The sequence below is a fragment of the Butyrivibrio sp. Su6 genome, from assembly GCF_900108105.1.
GTDB lineage: Bacteria > Bacillota > Clostridia > Lachnospirales > Lachnospiraceae > Butyrivibrio.
Genome location: NZ_FNUR01000017.1, coordinates 55,590 through 79,673, shown reverse-complemented (window position 1 = coordinate 79,673; position 24,084 = coordinate 55,590). Strand labels below are relative to the sequence as shown.

Here is a 24,084-nt window from a genome sequence, read left to right as displayed (position 1 = left end):
CTTGAGACGGATGAAGATGACCTTTATGTAGACATAACCTTCACAGCAAAGTTCAAGGCAGATCCTGAAGCAAAGTACACAGTAACTTATAAGTCAGAAAGTGCAGCAAAGGGAAGCGTAAATCCTACAGAGAATGCAGATATCCAGAAGCTTGGAACTACAGGAATCACAGGCTCAACAGCCCAGCCGGCAACAGGATATAAGTTTGCAGGATGGTATAAGGATAATGAACTCGTAAGTTCAGAAGCAGCACTTGCTGCAACAACAGTAATAGGGAAACTTAATACTGATGAAGATGACCTTTATGCAGACACAGAGTTTGAGGCAAGATTTGAAATTGATGAAACCAAGACTTATAAGGCAAAATACGTATCAGAAAATGAAACATATGGTACCGTAAGCCCAACAGAGGATGCAGAAGAAAGCCAGGTACTTGGAACAGCGAATGTAAAGGGCTCAACAGCAACAGCAAAGACAGGCTATAAGTTCACAGGCTGGTATAACGGAACAGAGCTTGCAAGTGAGGACGCAGAGCTTACAGCAGCAGAAGCTATCGCAAAACTTAATAAGGAAGGTGCAGTTTATAAGAATACAACCTTCACAGCACACTTTGATGTTGATAATGGCCAAACTAAGACGCTTTCTTATAAAGTACAGCACTCTGTTGCAGGAACTGTTCAGACAGCAGATACACAGGAATACAAAGCAACTGTATGGGTGAATGATCCTGATACAATTGAAGTTAAGACTGGAAGCCTTGCTAAGAAAGAGTACACAGGCTATAAGTATGACAGCCAGGACCCGGCAGAGGTAACAGAAGGATCACTTGTAAACAAAGGTCAGGTAATCACGCTCAATTACATAAAAGATGATTCTGTAACTAAGACTGTTGGATATGTTGTACAGTATGAGATCGATGGCGTTGTAGATGCTAATAACAGCAAGGCATACAGTAAGAAAGTATGGGTAAATGATCCTGATACTATTACAGTTGAAGCTGGTTCACTTGAACAAAAGACATTTGAGGGTTACAAGTTTATAGGTCAGAATCCTGCAAATATCAAAGAGGGAGATGAAGTTAAGAATGAGACGGTAATCACTCTGAGATATCAGAAGGATGAGGATCAGACAAAAGATGTAGCTTATACAGTTAATCATGTTGTTGATGGAACTGTAAGAGATACAGCAAATTACCCGACTAAGGTTTGGGTGAATGATCCTAGTGAGATTGAAGTAACCAAGGATAGTCTTGCAGCAAAGGATTATGTTGGATATGAAGTGCAGGACATTGAAGTTGTAGGTTCAGACGTTGTCATTTCCGAGGATGTTGTAAGTAAAGTTACAGATGGAACAGTGATCAACCTGATCTATGGACCAAGGACATACACTATCCGCTATGAATACAGGTTTGCAACTGATGATAGACCTGATACTTTACCAGCACTTCCTGCAAGCTTTGAAGTTAAGTATGGTCAGGAATTTGATGTCATTGATGTTCCTACTATTGAAGGATATACATTGACATTCTGGAGCATGGAAGAGGACAAAGAGAATACATCTGTAATTAGCAAGATGATAGATGCATTCCAGAAGTTCCTGGATATAATTACTGGTAAGATTAAAGCAAGTGCAGCAGGTACAACCATGAAGGCTCCTGCATACAATGCAGTAATTTACACAGTAATATCCGCAAATCCAGCACCTACACCAACACCTACACCTACACCTACTCCAACTCCTGATCCTACACCAGCAGGCGGAGATGATCCTACACCTGCAGCACCTACACCGGTTACACCTGCACCTGTAGCAGCAGGACCGGCACCAGCACCAGCCGCAGCAGTACTTGGAGCTACAAGAGAAGGAACAGCCGCAAATGGCGCAGCAGTTCTTGGATCAAGAAGAGCGAAAACTGATGACCAGACAGATGACACATCAAGAGCATTTTCAATTGTCATCGCAGCTGCAGTAGCAATTTCACTTTTCGTTACAAGAAAGAAAAAAGAAGAAGAGTAATTAAACTCTAAGAAATCCCAAAAAGAGCTATCGGTCGCAAGGCCGGTAGCTCTTTTATAGTATATGTCGAACCAGCGAGAAAAATGCATAGTTTAATTGACAATCTCTTTTATGATCTTTTTTACTTCATCAACAGACCAGTCGCATAAATTCGCAATTTCTTCGGGAGACATACCTTTAGAAGACATTGATTCTATGATTCGGGTTCGCTCTATATCACGCCCTTCCTCAAGAGCTTCCTCTCGAACGACGCGCATATGTCCCTTTTTATTGTATTCAAATAAACTATACATATAAACTGCCTTCCTTTGTCATAATGCGAGTGATTGATAGCATTGTACAGCTCCAGGAGAGCAACCTTATCATTTCCAAACAATAACCTGAAAACTGTATCCTTGAATTTTCTGTTTGTCCAAGGCCACTTAAATTTCCTGAAAAAATATTTGTTCTTTTTAATTCCCATTAATTCCTTTCCGTATCAATGCAGAAAGGCATAAGAATGCGCTGTAACTACATTAATACTAACACACTTTTTTGATTATAGTTGGGAAATGTGAAAACGATAGTATTCACATTTATGCGGCAGAAAGCCGACTCGAGTAATCTACTACAAATGCGAAGATATTACAAGCGCTTAGAGCCAATCTTAAGAAAGTCTTAAGAAATTAACTGTTTTATGATATGCTGTAAAAAGCAAACGGGGAGGAAGTTGTGTTGTTATGGGGAAAAAGAAAATTGATTACATTGTATTTGTTAGCGTGATAGCGGCATTTTCTGTGCTGGTGCTTCATACTAACAAATGCTTTTGGGACTTTAGTGCGACTGAGAAATACTGGATTTCGGCAAACATTATTGAGTGCATTTTTTATCCGGGAGTACCCCTATTTTTTATGATAAGCGGGATAACTCTTATGGATTTCTATGAGAGATATTCGTTAAAAGAGTTCTTTATAAAAAGATGGAATAAGGCAGTTGTGCCGTTCCTTGCCTGGAGTCTTATCATTATGTTTGGTAAGGTTATGAGCCACAAGATACCTAGGGAGCAGGTGAATCCACACTTCATTTATCAGAGCGTCACCGGAACGACCATTGTTGATTATTACTGGTTCTTTTCTTCACTTTTTGTTCTGTATCTTAGCATGCCCTTGTATGCAGCAGTGGAAAAAGAAAAGAGAAGACTTGTTTTTTCTTACCTTGTCGCAGCGGGCTTTGCCCTGAATATCCTGGCGCCATTTATTACCGGCGTTTTTCAACTGGATATGAATACACCTTATGCGGTTACAAGTGTAATGGGCGTACTTATCTGGGTACCGATCGGGTGGCTGCTTCATGATACGGAGTTCAGTAAACCTCAGAAGTTTACCATATATGGACTTGCTATTGCAGGTCTTTTGCTCCATATAATTGGTACCTATTCGCTGTCGATGCGCATCGGAATGATCGATGGGACCTTTAAGGGATATGAGAACGTTCCAAGCGTCCTTTATTCTGTCGGAGTTTTTGTCCTGTTAAAAGACATTGGAAGAAAGGTTATGGAGAGTAAGGCCAGGGGATTTATTTCTTTTCTTGGTGGATACACTTATCCCATTTACCTTATGCAATTTATTTTCATAAAGACGATTCCGCTTCTTCCATTTGTTGATACCAGGTCGTTATTATATCGACTTGGGGCGCCATTTGTTATCATTCCTATGATAATTGTGGTGGCGGCAGTCATGAGGAAGATTCCTGTTGTAAGGCGCATAGTTCCTTAAATATACGGCATTTTCAAGAGCTTCTGATCTGGTAAAAAAATCAGGAGCTCTTTTCTATATCATAATATGAACATTAGACGACAAAAAAAATACAAGTTGCGACAATCTTTGTTAGTGCAATTTTATTTCATGTTAATCTAAAATCAGAGAAATAAAAGTGTAGTTGTATAGGAGATGGAATATGAGTAATCCTATTTACAATGATGAGGGGTTAAGAGTTGTCCGGGAAGACTACTGCTGCGAGCATTGGGAGCCAGATAAAGGGGTCTTGGTTCCTTTGAGGGAGTGCTGGTGTTGCAAGTGGTCTAACTTCAGGATTGAAGGGACAGGTACCGAAGTCGAGAGTTTAAGTGTCTGCAATTATGAGGGAAATGTAGAAACGGCAATCAATAGTTGAGGTGAAACTATGAACGAGGGGTTAGGAATCAGATTAGATGTTCAAATGTTCGGTGGGCTTGCGATTTCTTATGAGGGAAGAAACGTATCCGTTGGAAAGAACAAAGGAGCTAAGTACATTCAGCTCCTTGAACTTGTGTGGCTTGCTGGTGAAAACGGCATCACCAAAGAGCAGCTTATAAACACGCTTTACGAGCGAGAAGAGCAGTCTAATCTTAATAACAGTTTTAATAATCTGATCTATCAGATGCACAAACAGCTTAAGAGTTCAACACTTCCTGACTATGAGTACATAGTGAACAAGGATGGTATTTTCCATGTTGATGAAAATGTGGAAGTAGTCACTGATGCAGGAAGCTTTGAGGCTGCAGTGCGTAATGCCAGATTGTGCGGTGATACTACAGAGGGTATTCTTTTTTACAAGCAGGCTGTAGAGCTCTATAAAGCGGAGCTTCTTCCGGAGCTTTCAACACAGGAATGGGTTATCATCAAGAGTGTTCAGCTTCAGAAGATGTATGCAGAGTGCGTAGTTGCCCTTGGCAATTACTATGAAAAGAAAAAAGATTACAATGCAATGTACCGCGTATACAAAAAAGCGGCTCAGTTATATCCGGATGATGAGTGGCAGGTTGGTGAGATCAATGCCCTTATAGGCATGGAATCCTACGATGAAGCATATGCTATTTACGATGAGACTGTCAGATATTATACTGATGAATTAGGAATCACTCCAAGTAGCGACCTTATGGAGTGCTATGAGAAAATGAGCAGACAGATTACTAATACACCAGGAAAAATACTTAAGATAAGAGACGACATCATCGAGAGAAGAGACAGTGCCAAGGCAGATGAGGGAAGAGCTTACGATTGCTCATACCCGAGCTTTATTGATGCTTACCATATTTTAAGCCGCAACATGGAGAGAAGCGGACAGTCAGTTTATATGATGCTTCTCACTTTGGTTGATTATGAAGGTAAGCAGATCACCAATCAGACCAAGCTTGAAACAAAGGCTAAGCTTTTGCAGAAGGCAATTGCTCTGACATTGAGACAGGGTGACACATATTGCAAGTACTCAGCATCTCAGTTTTTACTTCTTCTTGTTGGAACCAATAAGGAGAGTTGCAAAATAGTTTATAGAAGAGTATTGAACAAGTATAAAGTTTTAGCCGGACCAAGAGCGGAGCTTGAATACAGCGTAGTTTCACTTGCTGAGCTTCCACAGTCTTTGTCAGAGGCGAAATAATCTTTATAAATTATTGGTGGGATACAGGTTTTTTATGAGGATTCCGCGAGAGTGTTTATCACTTTCGCGGAATTTTGGGTTTATTGAAAATTTAATATTTAGTTCACAGAACGTTTAAGGTATACTGATATACTGTACATGAGATATTAAGCGAAAGGAAGTGAAGTCTATGGCAGTTAAGAGATTAGACTATTCGAAGATAGATTTTGCTAAGCTTACGGGAAGATCTGAAAAAAGTCATACTGAAGAGGGCAGTCAGATAGATATTGAGAATTTGCTTAAGATGAAGGATCAGGTTAAGGATTTTCAGATCCTGATGATGAAATATGATTGCGCGTTATCAGAAGTCAGGACTAAGCTGGATGTTCTTAATAAAGAGCTTTCATTGATAAATAATAGAAATCCTTTTGAATCGATCAAAATGAGAATAAAGACACCTATCAGCATTTATAACAAGCTGAGCAGTAAGGGTGTGGATTTTACCGTTGAGAATATAAGCAAAAATCTTTCAGATATAGCCGGAATAAGGGTTATATGTTCTTTTATAGATGACATTTATATGCTTGCGGATTGCCTGGCCAAGCAGGATGATATCACTGTTATCCAGAGAAAGGACTACATTGAGAATCCCAAGGCCAGCGGCTACAGAAGCCTTCACCTCATTATCGAGGTGCCTATTTTCCTTACTACGGAAAAAGAGTATATGAAGGTAGAGGTTCAGTTCAGAACAATAGCAATGGATTTCTGGGCAAGCCTTGAGCACAAGATGAAGTATAAAAAGAATATTCAAAATCAGGATGTTATTTCAGACGATCTTAAGTTTAGTGCAGATCTTATCAATCAGCTGGATCTGAGAATGCAGCAGATAAGAGAAAAAATTGACGAAGAAGAATAGTAAAAAAGACCTGGAAGCCAAGTGCTTTCAGGTCTTTTTTTTCTTTTACCCAAGTTGTGGTTCAGGCCTTCTCAGGTTCTGGATAAGATACGCCAAAGGTCTCAACTGTAACTGTCTTCATAACCTGGTCATTAACAGGTCTGTCGTTCCAGTCTGTGTCTGTCTCAGCAATCTTGTTTACAACGTCCATTCCCTCTGTAACTTTACCGAATGCAGCGTAGTCTCCGTCAAGGTGTGGAGAAGTCTTGTGCATGATAAAGAACTGTGAGCCTGCTGAGTTAGGCATCATTGATCTTGCCATTGAAAGAACGCCTTCAGTGTGCTTAAGGTCATTCTTGAATCCGTTGGATGAGAACTCACCCTTGATTCCATATCCTGGGCCGCCCATTCCTGTTCCTTCGGGATCTCCACCCTGGAGCATGAAACCGCGGATAACTCTGTGGAAAATAAGTCCGTCGTAGAATTTTTTGTTGATAAGTGAAATGAAGTTATTGACTGTGTTAGGTGCAATCTCAGGATAGAGCTCAGCCTTGATAACGTCACCGTTTTCCATTGTGATTGTAACAATAGGATTCTGTGCCATAGATTCGTCCTCTTTTCTATATGATAATATCTCTGCCTATTATAGCAGATTTATCGATGTTATGAATGGCGTATACGATAGAATTTGCAATTGGTAAAGATGCTCAAAGATGTGCTATCATATGCTTTGTTAGGAGATGAAGAATTATGAAAAAGAATTGTTGGTATAAAGTTACTGCTTCTGTTCTTGCTGCGGCGCTTCTTTTACCCGGATGTGGAAAAGCAGTTAACGAAAAAATGGCTTCAGAGCTGAATGTTATTGATGACAAGTATAGAACGACCTATGAGATTTTTGTTTATTCTTTTTACGACAGTGATGGGGATGGAATAGGGGATCTCAAGGGAGTGACAAAGAAGCTCGACTACATAAATGATGGTGATGATTCTACAGATACTGATCTTGGCTGCAATGAAATATGGCTGATGCCTGTTTCACCGTCTCCGACATATCACAAATATGATGTAACTGATTATAAGGATATCGACCCGCAGTACGGAACAATTGAGGATTTCGATGAGCTTGTGGATGAATGTCATAAAAGAGGTATAAATGTCATTCTTGACCTGGTGCTCAATCATACATCTGTAGAACATCCGTGGTTTAAGGCTTCATCAGAAGCTCCTTACGATGAGTACTACAATTTTTCTACTGAACCTCAGGATGGCTACGAGGCGCTTGCCGGATCAGATCTGTATTATGAGGCAAGATTCTGGTCAGGAATGCCGGATCTTAATCTTGATAATGAGGCTGTCAGGGATGAGATAAAAGATATTACGCAGTTCTGGATAGATCATGGAGTTGACGGATTCAGGCTGGATGCGGTGTCTTACTATTATACAGGTGATGATTCCAGGAATATTGAGTTTTTGACATGGCTTAATGACACGGTTAAATCACAAAAAGAAGATGCTTACATTGTCGGTGAGTGCTGGACCAATTCGAGCACTTACTTAAAGTATTATAAGAGCGGTGTTGACAGCTTTTTTGACTTTGACTTTGCGGGAAGTGAGGGCACTATTGCAGGCGTGGCAAGAGGAACGAGCGCTGCAGCTAATTACGGTAAAGCTCTTGAAAAGATAGAAAGTCAGCTGGCTGAAATTAGCGACACTGCTATCGATGCGCCTTTTTATACCAATCATGATATGGCCAGATCTGCCGGGTATTTTACCGGAAAAGGCAGTCAGGACAAGGTGAAGCTTGCCGGAGCACTTAACCTTCTTATGACCGGAAATGCGTTTATTTACTACGGTGAGGAGCTTGGCATGAAGGGCTCAGGCAAGGATGAGAATAAAAGAGCTCCGATGCAGTGGAGTTCTACTGACCTGACAGGCATGTGCAATGGCCCTGCCGACATGGATAAGTTTGACATGAAGTATCCGGCTCTTGATGAGCAGGCGGCAGATGAGTACTCAATTTTTAACTATTACAAGGCAGCTATAAAACTCAGAAATATGTTCCCTGTGATCGCAAGAGGGAAAACTGTAGTTGTGGACTCTCTTTCAGACGGTGATATTTCAGCCTTTGTCAGGGAGAAAAAAGAGGAAAGCACCTATGAGACAGATGTGGAGAGACTTCTTATATTGATAAATACTTCAGATGAGTCAAAAGAAGTGGATATTTCCACAGATGATATGTCGAAAGATTATGGGAATATTGTGTATAGCCTTTGCACTTCAGAAGAAAAATGCGAATATAATGGTGGGAAAGTGGTAATACCTGCCTATGGAATAGCAGTTTTAGCAGCCGGGAACTAAAGTTCCTGGCTGTTTTTTACAGTTATATAAATGCGATTTTCAGACATGAAAACAACAAAAAAGCCTGAAAACAAGTAGTTTTCAAGCTTTCATTGATGAGCAGGGGAAGCAGGATTCGAACCCGAAGACCTGATCCCTTCAAATACTGAAAGAAAGGAGAATCGAGCATCTTCCTTGGTTTGAATTTAACCACTTCTTAACCAATGCTATTTTATGGTAATACCTTAAGCGGATTTAATTACCATATCACATTAACACCATCATATTTGGCAATCTTTTCATCTTTGGTTACAATGGACAAACCTTCTGTAATTGCCTGTGAAATAATAAGTCTATCAAACGGATCATTATGAATGCTTGGCAGCTTAGATATATAATCTAATTGCTTGGGAGTAATTGATAAGATATCTATTCCGGCTTCAGAGCATTTATCAGCAAGTTCAACAGAAGTAACTTCAATATCCAGTTTGCCAATGGATTGCTTAATAGCTATCTCCCATAAAGAAGCAATACTTACGTAAACCTTATCTTCTGTTTTGATGGTGCTTAATGCCTTGTCTGACAATTGTGTATCATCAAACATGAACCAGATAAGGGTATGTGTGTCTATTAGTGTCATTACATGTACTCCTTAAAGCAATCTGGTGTCTCATCAAAATCATCTGCCATATATTTTAATTTTCCACTAAGCAGATTAGATTGACGCTCTTTTTTATTATCCTGTTTAGAATTAAGAAATCTTATAAAATCAATCACTTCAGGAATATTATCTTCAGAAAGCTTTTTGGCTTCTTCTATCAGTTCTGCGTATGCCATAACAAAAACCTCCTTCTTGATTAAAATATACCATAAAGGTCGTGTTGCTTCAATCAATGTTAGTCTCTCAATTTCTTCGCCTTGATCTTTGTAAATTCTATAATTTCCTTTTTATCTAAATCAGATAGTTTCTGGAAATAGTACAAAATCTCTTTTTCAAGATTAGTGTGATAATGGTACTTCTTCTGATTCTTAGGATCATTAAAGTATTCAAGGTACGCAGAAAGATCTTCGCTTTCCTGAGATGGTCTGGGTGCATCAAAATAAACATTCTCATCTAGTTCAATAGATAGTTTTAAAAGATCTTCTACAGAAATTTCGTATAATCCTGCAAGTTTATATAGAGATTCTGTAGATGGCTTTCGCAAACCTGTTTCATAGTGAGAATATGTCTGTCTTGAAGTCTGAAGAACTTCTGCTACATCGTCTTGGGTATAATTGTAAACCTTTCGTAACTCTCTTAGTCGTTTTGATAATAATGAATCCCTCATATCTATACCGTCCTTTTAGACTCAGTATAGGAAGACTTTGAAATTAAATTTCTACAATACGTAGCAGAATGAGAATATAAATGTTATTAAAATGTATCGTTGTGCCGATATTACTAGTACAAAGTGTAGCATTATATTGCAATTAGGTGTCTAAATGGTAATTAGTCATTATTTGTCGGCAATGAACGCCCAGAGACAATTTAATATAACAACAAACTCCAAAGCTAAATCATCAGAAAAACTATCATCTGGCTATAGGATAAACAGAGCTGCTGATGATGCAGCTGGTCTTGCAATTTCTGAAAAGATGAGAAGGCAGATCAGAGGACTTAATCAAGGTGCACTAAATACACAAGATGGAATATCCCTCCTAAAGGTAGCTGACGGTGCCTTAAACGAAGTCCATGACATGCTTCATAGAGTGACAGAACTATCTATACAGGCGGCTAATGGAACAAATTCGACAGAGGATCGGGAGGCTATCCAACAGGAAGTGAACCAAATAATGTCTGAAATCAATAGAATTTCAGATACAACTACATTTAATGAAAGAAAGCTATTTAGAGGCAACTTGGATATAAAAAGTATAGAAAATTCAGGACAAGCCTCCACTGGGACAGGTACTGCGCCTAGTCCATCAATAGAGCCTCAATACAGAATAGAATATGAGACAGTAGAAAAAGATATATATACACCGAAGCAGTTGAATATAACCATTACTGGAATTCCTGAAGTTAAAGAGAATCGTACATACACTGTTTCAGCCAATGAATCCGGTATAAGGATAGGATCAGATAGCATTGGTTGGGATTCGGTTAAAGATATATATGGAAATTCAATCGATCTATCAGATGTTAAAACTGGAAGCTATTCTTTTAGCTTTGGAGGAATGAATATTAATTTTGACATAGATCAAAAATTAGAAGCTTCCGAAGTAGCAAGTGCTATTGATGGTTTACGTTGGTCTACAAAAATAGTGCCTCTTAATTCAGGATTGTACTATTCGATGTCGGCATTCATGCAGGAAAAGGAAGGAGCAACCAGTAGGCAAATACGAATTAGTGCACAAGACAACGGACTTGTAATAGATGGACAAATTATTACCTGGGACAATTTTCGCGATAAAAATGGTAATTCTTTGGATAAAAATAACCTACAAAATGAATCATATTCTCTTACTTATGATGATGTTACTTACAATCTGACAATTGGCTCAAAAAATACCGCTGATTTTTCAGAAATAATAAACACGATTCCAACGCAGATAATTACCAGTACAAGCCGTAATGTGAATTATGGTACACCAATTAATAAGGTGGCATTTAAAAGTACATTTACACCTTATGATGTGAACAAGATGGGAAATGTTGGGAATAAAATGTTCGTAAGAGCAGATGAAGATGGAGTATGGTTACAGTTTGGAGATGGTAACACGCCGGCTTACAAAACAGAAAAAAAATCCTGGGAAGATATGGGATTGGATTCCGCATCCAAAAAACTTACATATGCTTCTAACGGTATAGAATTTGAGCTTAACATAACACAAGGTTTTACCAAGGCTGAATATGCAGAGACCATAGATAACGAGCAAATTATTTTTGATTTAACCGGTAATTTCTCTCAGATTAGTTTTAAAAGCGGGAGCTCTAATTCTGAATTAAGTAGAGTGTTGTATTTTGAAAACCCTACCGATGCATCTTTGGATAATCCTCCTATAGTCTTTGCGCCAGAAGATTCGGACGCAAGGTGGTTACCATTTGCTCAATTTGTTAATGTTCCAGCGTCAACTCATGATATGAATTTTAGAGCCAATATACTCAATTCAAATAATAAAATGGGTTATTTATACAATGCTAGTAATGGATTTACTATAACTGATGAATCAATGAATGCATTGCATGAATACTTTGATACCATCAGAAAAGATCCAAATTTCAACGGAGAAGGTATAGAATTAGAGTTTAAAACTCAGGGAGGGTCCTATTTAAGACTGCAATTACATGATACAAGAGAGGATGTTAAAGCGGGAACACCTTATAGCTTCCAGGAATTTGTTGATTCATTGAGTGGCTCGAAGGTTGGAATTGTTGGTGATACAGCAGTATTCACATACACGTTTTATGATAAAGATATAGTGAAACCAGTGTACAAAACATGTCAGTCGATAAACAAGACTATAGCTGCACAGTCAAGTGCAAATAATAGTTGCGTTATAGACAAAATAGAGAATATACCAATCTTCATGAAACATGATGTAATAACAGAAACAATTGAGGTAAAGATACCTATAGTTCCCGATCCAGAAGATCCACCTGAAGATCCATCAGATCCAGAAAATAAGCAAGAAATCGAGTCTGAAAACCTGAATCTTTGGATCCAATCGGGAGCTGAGGTAGGTGATGGTATGTTTATTACCATAGGAACTATGGATGCAGATACACTGGGTATGACTGGGTTGGATGTAACAACTGAAGAAGGAGCTGGCGAAGCAATAGAAGCGGCTTCAAGGGCGACAGAAATAGTATCATCACTCAGATCCAATATAGGTGCTCAGCAGAATCGTCTTGAACATACATATAAGAACGTGACTAATACGGCAGAAAATACACAGGCATCTGAATCAATAATCAGAGATACTGATATGGCTAAAGAAATGGTCCAGCTTTCTTTGAAGAATATACTTGAACAAGCGGGTGTATCTATGATGGCTCAGGCAAACCAAACTAACCAGGGAGTGCTTAGCTTGCTACAGTAATAATTGATATTGCCTGATAATTCTGCATGTTAATAATACTATTATAAATTAATCATTATAATATTATAGATAGTTTACATACTGTATACTTTTCGGTGGTAATCTATACAAACAGTAGCAATTGCAGGAGGGATCAATATGAGTAATGTGGATACAGCTAAAACGGCATACAATATCATTGAAATGAAAGCAAATTCTAATTTGTTCATTCAAGGTTTAAGTGGCTTGTTTGGATTTCCATTTACACTTATTGCAGATGGTACAACTATTTTTACCCATTATGGTGATATGCTTAATAAATTACGTGATCTATATCATAGAACTGCTGTAAATGAAGAGGTTATATCAGGAATAATAGCAGGAATGAATAGTGAATTATTATTTGATATTGTTGCTGATAAAGTGTTAGGAAACGTTCCTGTAATTGGAATTTATTTTAATGCCATATGTGCAAAGACGCTTACTTGGAGGTTAGGAATAGCATTTGCAATGCTATCAGCTAGAGGTGACAGTATTAATCCATCAAGCGTAAAAAGTGTTGTGAAATTAATCCGAAATGTATTTCCACAGAATGATGCATTTACTTTTAAACAGCCATCTTATGAATCTTTTGAAAAGCTCATTTTATCGGTAGAGGGAAACAGCCAAGATGTTTTTGATCAAAAAATAATTAAAGCTTTAGATGTCTTTGACACATGATGATATTATTTATTCCCTAAAAGTATCCTTATAGGGATTGTAACTCAGTTGGTAGAGTTTGGAGTGTCCTCTGAAACAGTGAGGTATTATGGTAACACATGTGAATCGCGGTCGTGGGTTCGAGTCCCTTAGTTGAAAATAGATAGTTGTGACAATGATGGGATGGTGGAAATGCCATCCTATTTTTGTTATTATAATTATACCAAGACATCATCAAGAACTGCCGATATCATAGCAATAAGATGACTGGGTTACCCTTTTTAGACTATTGTTTGCGATGAAAGGAGTTATCATGTGCAATATTGTAACAATGAAGAATAATGTTGGTGACTCTTTTGGAGTTGCGGACATAAAAAAGGATATTATCGAGGAAATAATCAAGATTGCAGCAGAATGTAAGCTAATTGATACTATTTACCTGTTTGGTTCATCTTTAGAAAAGAGGTGTACCAAACGATCTGATATTGATCTTGCTATTGTGAGTAATGTAACAAGGTCAAGATTGTTTAGATCAAAGTCATATGATGACTTCAAGACTAAACTCTATAAGATAAATGAAGATCAGGATTATGATATTCTGACTTTTAATTCTCAAGCTGCACTAGACAAGAGCAAAGAGTTTGTAGCCAGAGATATATTAACGAAAGGAAAGATTATTTTTAAGAATAAGTTCAAATAAGTTTTTGCGATTGACAAGCGATTTACCACCATAAAATCACCCTAAATTTACTGTTCCAAAACGTACCTTTTTGAACCAAAACAGACATTTACAACAAAAGATTTTTAACAACGAAAAAGACTGAAATCACAGAGAATATCTGGATTCCAGTCTTTTTACATTTAACAGGGGAAGCAGGATTCGAACCCGCATGAGCGGTTTTGGAGACCGGCATACTAGCCATTGTATGATTCCCCTTTATTTATGGCTTTTGCACCAACGAATGTTATTCTAGCATAGACAATAGATGTTGTAAAGAAGATTTTTTAATTTGCACTGGCAAAAAATGTTATAATCTTCCTAATTGTAAAAGGAGTGCGGAATATGGCTTACAAATATAAGAATTACATTTTTGATCTATATGGAACTTTAGTGGATATCCACACAGATGAGGAACAGCCTGAGCTTTGGGCGAAAATGGCCCAAAAGCTGTCTGAAGAATATGGCGCAGATTACACAGGAGCAGACCTTCGTGAGAAATATCTTTTGGCATGTAAAGAGGAAACAGAGGCCCTTACAGAGAAGACTCACGCGGAGTATCCGGAGATAAAAATAGAGAATGTATGGGCTAAACTTATTGGAAAAGAAAATGCAGTGGATCCCGGCAGCTTAGAGCCACTTTGCATCTTCTTCAGGGAGGCGTCAAGGGATAAACTCTGCAAGTACCCGGATACAGACAGGCTCTTACAAGAGCTGAAAAGTGCCGGAAAAAAGATATTTCTTTTGTCTAATGCACAGCTCTTTTTCACCAGGAAAGAGCTGGAGGATGTGGGAATCGCAAGGTGTTTTGACGACATCTTCATATCATCGGATAAAGGCATAAAAAAGCCTCAAAAAGAATTCATGGAAAAACTGTTAAAAAAGCATGGATTAAACCCTACTGAATGCGTTATGATAGGGAATGAGGTTTTTAGCGATGGTGGAGTAGCCAAGGCAAATGGCGTAGATTACATCTTCGTACAGGATGGAGATTTCTCTAAAATAATATAGAAGGAGAAAAGAAATGCAGGAAAGATTACCAAAAAGAGATGAAGTCGCAAAGGAACTTACATGGCGACTTGAGGATATTTTCGAAAATGAGGATAAGTGGGAAGAAGAGCTTAAAAAGATAGGTGAAGTAGCTGATAAAATAGCAGCTCTTCAGGGGAAGCTTTCCGATGGAAAGTGTCTTCTTGAGGCGTTTAAGCTTTCAGAGGAACTTGAACTTTTAGTTGACAGAGTTCATGGATATGCCCATAAGAGATTTGATCAGGATACATCTAATTCCAAGTACCAGGGAATGAGCGGAAGGTCAATGTCAGCTTACGTTGCTGCAGGAGAAAAAACAGCCTTCATGAACCCTGAGATCGTTGATATTTCTGATGAGGACCTTGAAAAGCTCTATGCACAGGTTCCTGAGCTTGACAGATACAAGAGAGCAATAAAGGATATCAGAAGATTAAAGGCTCACATGCTTGACAGCAACATGGAAGCTCTTTTGGCATCAGCAAGTGAGCTTGAGGGCGCTTCTCAGAAGGCCTTCGGAATGCTTGCAAACGCTGATCTTAAGTTCCCTTCAGTAAAAGATTCAAAGGGAGAAGAGGTTCAGCTTTCACAGGGAAGATTTGTTCCAACACAGATGTCTCATGACAGAGATTTAAGAAAGGCAAGTTTTGAGGCTTTCTATACAAGATTTGCAGAGTTCAAAAATACATGGACTGCTATGTATGACGGCGAAGTTAAGGCAAGAATCTTCGAGTCAAAGGCAAGAAAATATGATTCATGCTTTGAGGCGGCAGTTGATGGTAACAACGTATCACCTTTAGTTTGCGATTCACTGTTCGAGTCCATTCATGGTAACATGGACAAAATGCACAGATACGTTTCTCTCAGGAAAAAGCTCCTTGGAGTAGACGAACTTCACATGTATGATGTCTATGTTTCAATGATCCCTGATTTTGACATGAATGTGACATATGATGAGGCAAAAGAGATCTCTCTTAAGGCCCTTGCTCCTCTTGGCGAAGATTATCTGGCAGTCGTAAAAGAGGCATATGAGAACAGATGGATTGATGTGGTCGAGAATGAAGGAAAGAGAAGCGGTGCGTATTCATCAAATGTATACGGAACACATCCATACATGCTTCTTAACTACAATGATACTTTGAATGATGTCTTTACACTTGTTCATGAGATGGGACATTCAATGCATTCATGGTATTCAAGCAAAGCTCAGAACATCATTGATGCAGGTTACAAAATCTTCGTTGCAGAAGTAGCGTCTACTACTAATGAAGTTCTTTTGTACCATTATCTTAAAGATCATGCTAAGAGCAAGGAAGAAAAGGCCTTTATCGTAAATCACTTCCTTGAGAGCTTTAAGAGCACAATGTTCCGTCAGACAATGTTTGAGGAATTTGAGAGAAAGACCTGCAAGATGGCTGAAGATGGTGAGCCTCTTACAGCAGATTCTCTTTATAATGTATACTATAACCTCAATAAGGAATACTTTGGCGAGGATATGATCTCTGATGAACTTATTGGCTGGGAGTGGTGCAGAATTCCACACTTCTATTACAACTTCTATGTTTATCAGTATGCTACAAGCTTTGCTGCTGCTGTTGCGATTGCTGACAGAATTCTTAAAGAGGGCGCTCCTGCAGTTGAGCAGTACAAGAAGTTCCTCTCAAGCGGATGCACACAGGATCCTGTAAGCCTCTTAAAGATCGCTGGAGTTGATCTTACAACAAAGGCTCCTATCGATGCGGCACTTAAGGTATTTGGTGAAGCTCTAGATGAGATGGAAGAAATCATGAAGTAAGTTATGGCGGAAAGGCGTGGTGCTTATATGGCAAAAGAAATATGGCGACCGGGCAATATGCTTTATCCCACACCTGCAGTTATGGTTAGCTGCATGCGTGAGGGCGAAAAGCCTAATATAATAACAGTTGCATGGGCTGGGACTATCTGTAGTGACCCGGCCATGCTATCAATATCTGTACGTAAAGAGAGATATTCCTATGATATTCTCAAGGAGACAGGGGAATTTGTAGTTAATCTCACAAGTAAAAAACTTGCGAGGGCAGCAGACTGGTGCGGTGTACGTTCCGGACGGGAATATGATAAGTTTAAAGAGATGAACTTAACACCTCTTGAATCCCAGAAAATATCAGCTCCGGGAATAGCAGAGAGCCCTGTTAATATCGAGTGCAAGGTAAAACAGTCAATTGATCTGGGAAGCCATACTATCTTTATCGCAGAGGTAATGTGTGTTACAGTAGATGACAAATTACTGGATGACAAGGGAAGGCTTGACCTTGGAAAGGCTAAGCTTGTGGCTTATTCCCATGGCGAGTATTTTATGCTTGGGGAAAAAGTCGGAAAGTTTGGCTATAGTGTTGCAAAAAAGGGCACTGCTAAAAAGGCAAAGAAGAAAAAATGAAGTATTTTTTAATGTATATCAAACAAACATTGCGGTTTGTGCTTAAGCCACTTTCTTTTGTACCCGCGATCATAATGATGTGTGTGATATTCATGTTTTCAGGACAGGAAGGCGACGTGAGCAGCCAGCTCAGCTATCAGGTTGGTATAAAGGTTTTCAGCTATGCCAATGAGAAGCTTGACAGGGGCTGGTCCAAGGCTCAGATTGAAGATCTGTCCGAAGCATCGCAGTTCTATGTCAGAAAGACCGCCCATGTCACAGAGTATTTTTTACTGGCAGTGTCTGTTGCGTTTCCTCTATATGTATATGGACTCAGAGGGCCACTCCTGGTGCTTTTTGCCGGAGCTTTCTGTGCAGGATTTGCCTGCCTTGATGAGTACCACCAGTCCTTTGTATCAGGGCGAAGCCCTTCAAAAAGAGATGTCTTGATTGATTGCATGGGAATTTTGCCTGGTATAATCATCACCAGAATTGTTGGCTGGACAGGGCGAATGACGATATTTAGACCACTTGCTAACAAGAAAAAACAAAAAGGGTATTGACAGTATATTTGGACTGTGATATCGTATATGAGTATTTGAAAACAAAGCAGAGTATCCACTCTCACCCTGCGGCAAGGGCTTCAGGTGTTAATATCTTTCAAAACAAACTGATTATGTTTGGATGAATTGAGATTATAGGTGGATACAATGTGTATTCACCTTTTTTCATAGTATGGAGGATAAAACCATTAGCGAGTTATTTATTAATGAACAGATCAGAGCTAAGGAAGTTCGTGTAATTGGTATTGATGGTGAGCAGCTTGGGGTTATGGCTATTGCAGATGCCAGAAAGATTGCTGACGATGAGGGTGTTGATCTTGTTATGATCGCGCCAACAGCTAAACCACCTGTTTGCAGAGTTGTTGATTATGGTAAGTTTAAGTACGAACAGCTTCGCAAAGAGAAAGAAGCTAAGAAGAAACAGAAAACTGTCGAGATTAAAGAAATCAGACTTTCACCTAATATTGATACAAACGATCTTAATACTAAGGTGAATGCAGCTAAGAAGTTCCTTGAGAAAGGAAACAGAGTTAAGATCACTCTTCGTTTCCGTGGTCGTGAGATGGCTCACATGGGAGCAAGCGTACATATTCTTACAGATTTTGCTCAGGCACTTAGCGATGTTGCTGTTGTTGAGAAACAGCCTAAGGTTGAGGGACGTAGTATGACAATGTTCCTTGCCGAAAAGAAGAATTGATTTTTGCCAAGTATTGGTTAAAAATAAAGTTCCACAAAATTACTGAGATTCACAGGAGGATTTAAGTTATGCAGCAAAAGATGAAAACAAAGAGAGCTGCTGCCAAGAGATTCAAAGTTACTGGCACAGGAAAGCTCATGAGAAACAAAGCGTATAAGCGCCACATCTTAACAAAGAAGTCTACAAAGAGAAAGAGAAATCTTAGACATGCTGGACTTGTTGACGCTACAAATGTTAAGGCAATGAAGAGCATTCTTCCTTACGCATAAATTTAACGCTTAGTGAAGAATTGACAAGTTTGGTTATTAGAAATTAGGAGGATATTAAGATGGCAAGAGTTAAAGGCGCATTGAATGCCAAGAAGAAGCACAATAGAGTATTAAAGCTTGCAAAAGGTTACAGAGGAGCAAGATCAAAACAGTATAGAGTAGCAAAGCAGTCAGTTATGAGAGCACTTACTTCTGCATTTGCTGGACGTAAGCAGAAGAAGAGAGATATGAGATCTCTTTGGATCACACGTATCAACGCAGCTGCTAGAATCAACGGTCTTTCATACAGCAACCTTATGCATGGTCTTAAGCTTGCAGGTGTTGACATCAACAGAAAGATGCTCGCTGAGCTTGCAGTAAATGATCCAGAAGGATTCAAGACACTTGCTGAGCTTGCAAAAACAAAGATTGCATAATTCAATCGGAAACTTTCATTGAAAATATAGTTTTTTTGATATAGAATTAAGGAGTATCACATTGTGATATTCCTTTTTTTATGCAGTAAAAATGTAGCATTGAAGGAAACTAAAGATAGTATTAAAGCGGAGGCTATAGATATGGCATACGAGAATTTACAACCAAAAGCAGTATTTCATTTTTTTGAGGAGCTGTGTAATATTCCACATGGTTCCGGAAATTTACAGAAAATAAGTGATTATCTTGTTTCTTTTGCCAAGGAAAGAAACCTTGAAGTTATTCAGGACAGTGAACTTAATGTAATTATCAAAGCTCCAGGCAGCAAGGGATATGAGGATAAAGAGCCAGTAATCCTGCAGGGACATATGGATATGGTTGCAGTTAAGGAGGATTCATGTGACATAGACATGCTCACAGAGGGACTTCGCTGCAAGACAGATGGAGAGTATGTTTGGGCTGAGGGAACAAGCCTTGGCGGAGATGACGGAATTGCAGTTGCTTACTGCCTTGCACTTCTTGACTCTGATGAGATTCCTCATCCACCACTTGAGGTTGTTATCACAACCAATGAAGAGACAGGAATGTTTGGTGCTACAGCAATAGATCTTTCTTCCTTAAAGGGTAAGAAGATGATCAATATCGATAATGAAGAGGAAGGCGCTTTCATTACAAGCTGCGCAGGCGGTGCTAGAATTTACTCGGATTTTTCTTTTGAAAAAGAGAATAAGAACGGCGTTTTATACGAAGTAAAAGTAGACGGTTTGCTCGGTGGACATTCAGGCGAAATGATCAAGTGCGGAAGAGGTAACGCTAATCACATTTTAGCAAGAACTCTTTTGAATGCGATGGATGCGGCTGAAATCTCCCTTGTATCTATAGAAGGTGGAGTAGCTGATAACGCCATCCCTTCAGGCGCCGTAGCTAAGGTTGTTGTTCCTGCTGGAAATGTAGTCGATTTTAAGGAGAGCGTAGAGCAGACTCTTGAGGAAGTTAAGGGTGAGCTTGAAGTTAAGGATCCTAATGTAAATATCACATGCACTGAGGCAGGAGTTGAGGATAACTACTCATGCGCTAAATTTGAAGACGGAAGAATGATTATCAGCGCAATCATTTCTTTACCTGACGGAGTACAGGCTATGAGCGCAGCAGTTGAAGGACTTGTTGAGACTTCATTGAACCTTGGAATCATTAAGACAGAAGACTCAGCTATCACACTTGAGCACTCAGTCAGAAGCAGCGTTGAGTCTGCCAAGAACCAGCTTATCAAAAAGGTTGCAACAATCGTTACTACTTTTGGCGGCACATATTCAGTATCAGGCCAGTATCCGGGCTGGAAATACAGACAGCATTCAGAACTTCGTGACCACATGGTTAAAGTTTATGAGGAAATGTATGGAAAGAGCCCTAGACTTATGGCTATTCATGCAGGTCTTGAGTGCGGCATCTTAAGTGAAAAGATAAAAGGCCTTGATTGCATTTCAATCGGCCCTGATATGCAGGATATTCACTCAACCAAGGAGAGACTTTCTGTTAAGTCAGCAGGAAATGTTTGGGAATATCTAAAGGCAGTTTTAAAGTGATATTTGAAATAGGAGGGGATTGCAATTGAACGAAATTAAAAAGAAAATCATGGACGCGGTTATCAGCCAGTTCAACAGTAAGGGAATGAAGTTCACTATGGATGATATTTCCAAGGAGCTTCATATCAGTAAAAAGACCATATATAAGGAATTTAATGACAAGGACGAGCTATTCTTTGCAACTGTAGATTACGGCTTTTCTGCTATTAAGGAAAAAGAGGCAGAGATAGTTGCAGATGATTCCTTAGAGCTTCTTGAAAAGATAGAAAGGCTTATTGTTTGTCTTCCTGATAATTACAAAAATATTGATTTCAGAAGGGTTTATCAGTTAAGAGAAAAGTTCCCTGATGTATATAAAAAGATAGCTGAAAGAGTAGAGAGTGACTGGGGGGAGACAGAAAGACTTCTTGAGCAGGCCATGAATGAAGGACTTATCAGGAAGATGCCTATCTCTTTTATCAAGCTTATTATAGAAGGGGCTATTGAGAAGTTCTTAAGTTCTAAAGAGCTCTCAAGCACTGGATACAGCTATGAGGAGTCTCTTAATGAGATGATCAATATAGTAATGAACGGACTTAAACTTCCACAAGGAGAAGATAAATGATCTTAACAAACGAGAAGGTATTTTTATTACAGACAAAAAACACATCATATATGTTTAGAAAGCTTGCTAGTGGCCACTTGGAGCACCTGCATTATGGGGACAGGATTTTTTCAAACAAAGAGACCGGGGTAAGTATGCTTGACAGTATTGCAGAAACTATCGCACCCAAGCACTTCAACGGAGCAGGAAATACAATTGTGTATTCAGAAGAGCATAATAAGATTCTCCTTGAGCAGCTCTGCCTTGAAATGAGCAGCTTTGGAAAGGGCGATATCAGAGATCCTTTTGTAGAACTAACTTATGCCGATGGATCCAATACTGTGGATTTTCTTTTTGAAAAATATGAGATAAAAGAAGGCAAGGCTCCGCTTACGTCTCTTCCTTCATCTTATGCGGAGTCTGTTGAAACTTCTGATGGTAAGGTTGAGCAGCTTATAGTTACCTTGAAGGACAAAGGGTATGGCTCGAGACTTGATCTTATCTATTCAGTATTTCCTGAGTGTGACGTTATCACCAGAAGTGCAGTTCTTTACAATGATTCCGACAAGGAAATTAAAGTGGATAGAATCCTTAGTACTGCAGTAGACTTCAACTCTTCATCCTATAAGATGACATCTTTCCATGGAAGATGGGCAGATGAGATGGGCAAATATGAGAGCGTCTGCAATGGCGGAAAGGTAGTATGTGAGGAGCTTGCAGCCGGAGAATCAGGATCAAGATCCAATCCTTTCGTGATCGTAAGCAGCGTAGACGCCAACGATGACCATGGCGATTGCTATGGATTTAACCTTATTTACAGTGGCAACCACTATGAAGCTCTTTCTTCTAATGGCTACAGCATGAGCAGATTTGTAAGCGGTATTCAGCCAACAGGATTTACTTGGCTTTTGGCACCAGGAGAGAGCTTTGAGACTCCTGAAGCAGTCATGACATTTTCTTCAAAGGGCATGAATGCCATGAGCATTAACATGCATGATTTTGTAAGAGAGCATGTTGTGAGAGGAACCTGGAAAAAGAAAGAGCGCCCAATCCTTATCAACAGCTGGGAGGCAGCATATTTTAACTTTACTCAGGGTTCACTTCTTTCTCTTGCAAAAGAGGCTAAGAAGTGCGGAATAGAGCTCTTTGTAATGGATGATGGCTGGTTTGGTGTAAGAAACGATGACAACTGCTCGCTTGGTGACTGGTATGAAAACAAAAAGAAGCTTCCGGGAGGCTTAAAAGAGTTTTCTGAAAAGCTCGATGCTCTTGGAATGATGTTTGGAATCTGGGTTGAACCCGAGATGGTAAATGAGAACAGCGACCTTTACAGAGCACATCCTGACTGGGCTGTTACTGTTCCCGGACATCATCATTCAACCTGCAGAAATCAGATGAACCTGGACCTTACAAGAAGTGAAGTTCAGGACTACATAATTGAATCCATGAAAAAGGTCTTTTCATCCGGAAAAATCTCATATGTAAAGTGGGATATGAACAGAACATTCTCTGACAGATATTCAAAGAGTCTTCCTGCTGAGAGACAGGGCGAGTTCCAGCACAGGTATTATCTTGGATTGTACAGGATCATGAAAGAACTCACCGAGTCTTTCCCTGAAATACTATTTGAGGGCTGCTCTGCTGGTGGCAACAGGTTTGATCTTGGAATCCTTAGCTACTTCCCACAGATCTGGGGAAGTGATGATACTGATGCAATGTGCAGGATTGATATTCAGAGAGGATACAGCTATGGCTATCCTGCAAGTACAGTAGGTGCCCATGTTTCTGCATGTCCTAACCATCAGACACTCAATACTGTGCCTCTTGAGACAAGATTTGAAGTTGCAGCGGCAGGTTGTTTTGGATACGAGCTCAATCTTTGTGACATGTCTGATGCAGACAAAAAAGCTATCACAAATCAGGTAGAATTCTATAAGAAGAACAGAGAATTGTTCCAGTTCGGAGATTATTATAGACTTCCTGAGGACGGTTATATTATAGTAAGTAAGGATAAAACTAAAGCAGTTGCTTTTGTTGTCCAGAAGGATGCAAGACCAAACAATGACTATAAGTGCCTTAAGACAATCGGCCTTGATGATGACAAAATCTATAACATGGTCGGCAGGGTTGTGCCACACAGCATTAAGGAATTCGGAAGCCTTATAAATATGTTCACACCTGTTCATGTTAAGCAGGATGGAATTGTGCATGGCATAATCGATAAGTTTATGGACATTAATGGTGAGGAGCAGAAGGCTACTGCTCTTGGAGCTGCATTTAATGGACATGGCGTAGCACTTAACTCTGCATTTTGCGGCACTGGCAACAATGATGGAACACGTATAATGCGCACCGGCGACACAAGGCTTTACGTGTTCACACAGGCTTAAAGCAGGCGACCGGACATATAGTTTTATGTGTGGTTGATCTGTGACGCATTGGCATGTGAAGA

At 39.4% G+C, this 24,084-nt stretch carries 24 protein-coding genes and 1 tRNA gene; 19 read left to right on the top strand and 6 right to left on the bottom strand.

Annotated features, from left to right (window positions below):
• A partial coding sequence (locus C4S54_RS15080) for an InlB B-repeat-containing protein (RefSeq protein ID WP_200821084.1) occupies nt 1-2,016 on the top strand: 2,016 nt, incomplete at its 5' end.
• Nucleotides 2,017-2,108: 92 nt separating this feature from the next.
• Here C4S54_RS15080 and C4S54_RS16045 read toward each other — a convergent pair.
• Nucleotides 2,109-2,309 carry a hypothetical protein gene (locus C4S54_RS16045; protein WP_160110781.1) on the bottom strand — a complete coding sequence of 67 codons (201 nt, stop codon included), beginning with the start codon at nt 2,307-2,309 and terminating at the stop codon, nt 2,109-2,111.
• A 426-nt stretch (nt 2,310-2,735) separates the two neighbouring features.
• On the opposite strand from C4S54_RS16045, the gene C4S54_RS15070 reads away from it, so the two are divergent.
• The 4 genes from C4S54_RS15070 to C4S54_RS15055 all read left to right on the top strand — a co-directional run bounded on the left by C4S54_RS15070 (nt 2,736) and on the right by C4S54_RS15055 (nt 6,307).
• Nucleotides 2,736-3,770, top strand: coding sequence for an acyltransferase (locus tag C4S54_RS15070; RefSeq protein WP_103870215.1), 1,035 nt, complete (start codon nt 2,736-2,738; stop codon nt 3,768-3,770).
• A gap of 181 nt (nt 3,771-3,951) precedes the next feature.
• Nucleotides 3,952-4,167, top strand: a complete 216-nt coding sequence (locus C4S54_RS15065; RefSeq protein WP_103870214.1) for a hypothetical protein — start codon at nt 3,952-3,954, stop codon at nt 4,165-4,167.
• Between the two features lie 9 nt (nt 4,168-4,176).
• Nucleotides 4,177-5,412 carry a bacterial transcriptional activator domain-containing protein gene (locus C4S54_RS15060; RefSeq protein WP_103870213.1) on the top strand — a complete coding sequence of 412 codons (1,236 nt, stop codon included), beginning with the start codon at nt 4,177-4,179 and terminating at the stop codon, nt 5,410-5,412.
• Nucleotides 5,413-5,695: 283 nt separating this feature from the next.
• On the top strand, nt 5,696-6,307 hold the full coding sequence (locus C4S54_RS15055; protein ID WP_442861135.1) for a GTP pyrophosphokinase: 612 nt from the start codon (nt 5,696-5,698) through the stop codon (nt 6,305-6,307).
• 61 nt (nt 6,308-6,368) lie between these two features.
• Here the strand turns inward: C4S54_RS15055 and C4S54_RS15050 are convergent, their stop codons facing one another.
• The gene (locus C4S54_RS15050) at nt 6,369-6,890 is read right to left on the bottom strand and encodes a peptidylprolyl isomerase (protein ID WP_103870211.1); all 522 of its coding nucleotides are present in this window, start codon (nt 6,888-6,890) and stop codon (nt 6,369-6,371) included.
• A 146-nt stretch (nt 6,891-7,036) separates the two neighbouring features.
• Between C4S54_RS15050 and C4S54_RS15045 the strand changes: the two genes are divergently transcribed.
• Nucleotides 7,037-8,644: an alpha-amylase family glycosyl hydrolase gene (locus C4S54_RS15045; RefSeq protein WP_103870210.1), complete on the top strand. Its 1,608-nt coding sequence runs from the start codon at nt 7,037-7,039 to the stop codon at nt 8,642-8,644.
• Between the two features lie 238 nt (nt 8,645-8,882).
• Here C4S54_RS15045 and C4S54_RS15040 read toward each other — a convergent pair whose 3' ends face one another.
• The 3 genes from C4S54_RS15040 to C4S54_RS15030 are packed head-to-tail and all read right to left on the bottom strand — an operon-like array spanning nt 8,883 to nt 9,951.
• A complete protein-coding gene (locus C4S54_RS15040; protein ID WP_103870209.1) occupies nt 8,883-9,263 on the bottom strand; it encodes a type II toxin-antitoxin system VapC family toxin in 381 nt (126 codons plus the stop codon).
• Nucleotides 9,263-9,460: a DUF2281 domain-containing protein gene (locus C4S54_RS15035; RefSeq protein WP_103870208.1), complete on the bottom strand. Its 198-nt coding sequence runs from the start codon at nt 9,458-9,460 to the stop codon at nt 9,263-9,265. The genes C4S54_RS15040 and C4S54_RS15035 overlap by 1 nt, the downstream gene beginning before the upstream one ends.
• Nucleotides 9,461-9,519: 59 nt before the next feature.
• A complete protein-coding gene (locus C4S54_RS15030; RefSeq protein WP_034443615.1) occupies nt 9,520-9,951 on the bottom strand; it encodes a helix-turn-helix transcriptional regulator in 432 nt (143 codons plus the stop codon).
• A 154-nt stretch (nt 9,952-10,105) separates the two neighbouring features.
• Between C4S54_RS15030 and C4S54_RS16345 the strand changes: the two genes are divergently transcribed.
• The 3 genes from C4S54_RS16345 (at nt 10,106) to C4S54_RS15010 (ending at nt 14,084) form a co-directional block, all read left to right on the top strand.
• A complete protein-coding gene (locus tag C4S54_RS16345) occupies nt 10,106-12,706 on the top strand; it encodes a flagellin N-terminal helical domain-containing protein (protein ID WP_278308927.1) in 2,601 nt (866 codons plus the stop codon).
• 138 nt (nt 12,707-12,844) lie between these two features.
• Entirely contained in the window at nt 12,845-13,405 is a 561-nt protein-coding gene (locus C4S54_RS15015) for a hypothetical protein (RefSeq protein WP_103870207.1), read from the top strand.
• Nucleotides 13,406-13,697: 292 nt separating this feature from the next.
• Nucleotides 13,698-14,084: a nucleotidyltransferase domain-containing protein gene (locus tag C4S54_RS15010; protein ID WP_160110780.1), complete on the top strand. Its 387-nt coding sequence runs from the start codon at nt 13,698-13,700 to the stop codon at nt 14,082-14,084.
• A 165-nt stretch (nt 14,085-14,249) separates the two neighbouring features.
• Here C4S54_RS15010 and C4S54_RS15005 read toward each other — a convergent pair.
• A tRNA-Trp gene (locus C4S54_RS15005) sits at nt 14,250-14,321 on the bottom strand.
• A gap of 126 nt (nt 14,322-14,447) precedes the next feature.
• On the opposite strand from C4S54_RS15005, the gene C4S54_RS15000 reads away from it, so the two are divergent.
• From C4S54_RS15000 to C4S54_RS14955, 10 genes are all read left to right on the top strand, one after another.
• Entirely contained in the window at nt 14,448-15,113 is a 666-nt protein-coding gene (locus tag C4S54_RS15000) for an HAD family hydrolase (protein ID WP_103870205.1), read from the top strand.
• Nucleotides 15,114-15,126: 13 nt separating this feature from the next.
• A complete protein-coding gene (gene pepF / locus C4S54_RS14995; RefSeq protein WP_103870204.1) occupies nt 15,127-16,923 on the top strand; it encodes an oligoendopeptidase F in 1,797 nt (598 codons plus the stop codon).
• Between the two features lie 27 nt (nt 16,924-16,950).
• Nucleotides 16,951-17,544 carry a flavin reductase family protein gene (locus tag C4S54_RS14990; RefSeq protein ID WP_103870222.1) on the top strand — a complete coding sequence of 198 codons (594 nt, stop codon included), beginning with the start codon at nt 16,951-16,953 and terminating at the stop codon, nt 17,542-17,544.
• Nucleotides 17,541-18,086, top strand: coding sequence for a VanZ family protein (locus C4S54_RS14985; RefSeq protein WP_103870203.1), 546 nt, complete (start codon nt 17,541-17,543; stop codon nt 18,084-18,086). The genes C4S54_RS14990 and C4S54_RS14985 overlap by 4 nt, the downstream gene beginning before the upstream one ends.
• 172 nt (nt 18,087-18,258) lie before the next feature.
• On the top strand, nt 18,259-18,783 hold the full coding sequence (infC, locus tag C4S54_RS14980) for a translation initiation factor IF-3 (RefSeq protein ID WP_022773738.1): 525 nt from the start codon (nt 18,259-18,261) through the stop codon (nt 18,781-18,783).
• A gap of 68 nt (nt 18,784-18,851) precedes the next feature.
• Nucleotides 18,852-19,052 (top strand): 50S ribosomal protein L35, encoded by a 201-nt coding sequence (gene rpmI / locus C4S54_RS14975; protein ID WP_013280183.1) that lies wholly within the window; start codon nt 18,852-18,854, stop codon nt 19,050-19,052.
• Nucleotides 19,053-19,111: 59 nt separating this feature from the next.
• Nucleotides 19,112-19,468, top strand: coding sequence for a 50S ribosomal protein L20 (rplT, locus tag C4S54_RS14970; protein WP_022773739.1), 357 nt, complete (start codon nt 19,112-19,114; stop codon nt 19,466-19,468).
• 141 nt (nt 19,469-19,609) lie between these two features.
• Nucleotides 19,610-21,049 (top strand): aminoacyl-histidine dipeptidase, encoded by a 1,440-nt coding sequence (locus C4S54_RS14965; protein ID WP_103870221.1) that lies wholly within the window; start codon nt 19,610-19,612, stop codon nt 21,047-21,049.
• 25 nt (nt 21,050-21,074) lie between these two features.
• Nucleotides 21,075-21,653, top strand: coding sequence for a TetR/AcrR family transcriptional regulator (locus tag C4S54_RS14960; protein WP_103870202.1), 579 nt, complete (start codon nt 21,075-21,077; stop codon nt 21,651-21,653).
• Nucleotides 21,650-24,022 (top strand): alpha-galactosidase, encoded by a 2,373-nt coding sequence (locus tag C4S54_RS14955; protein WP_103870201.1) that lies wholly within the window; start codon nt 21,650-21,652, stop codon nt 24,020-24,022. Before C4S54_RS14960 ends, C4S54_RS14955 begins: the two co-directional genes overlap by 4 nt.
• Nucleotides 24,023-24,084: the final 62 nt, after the last annotated feature.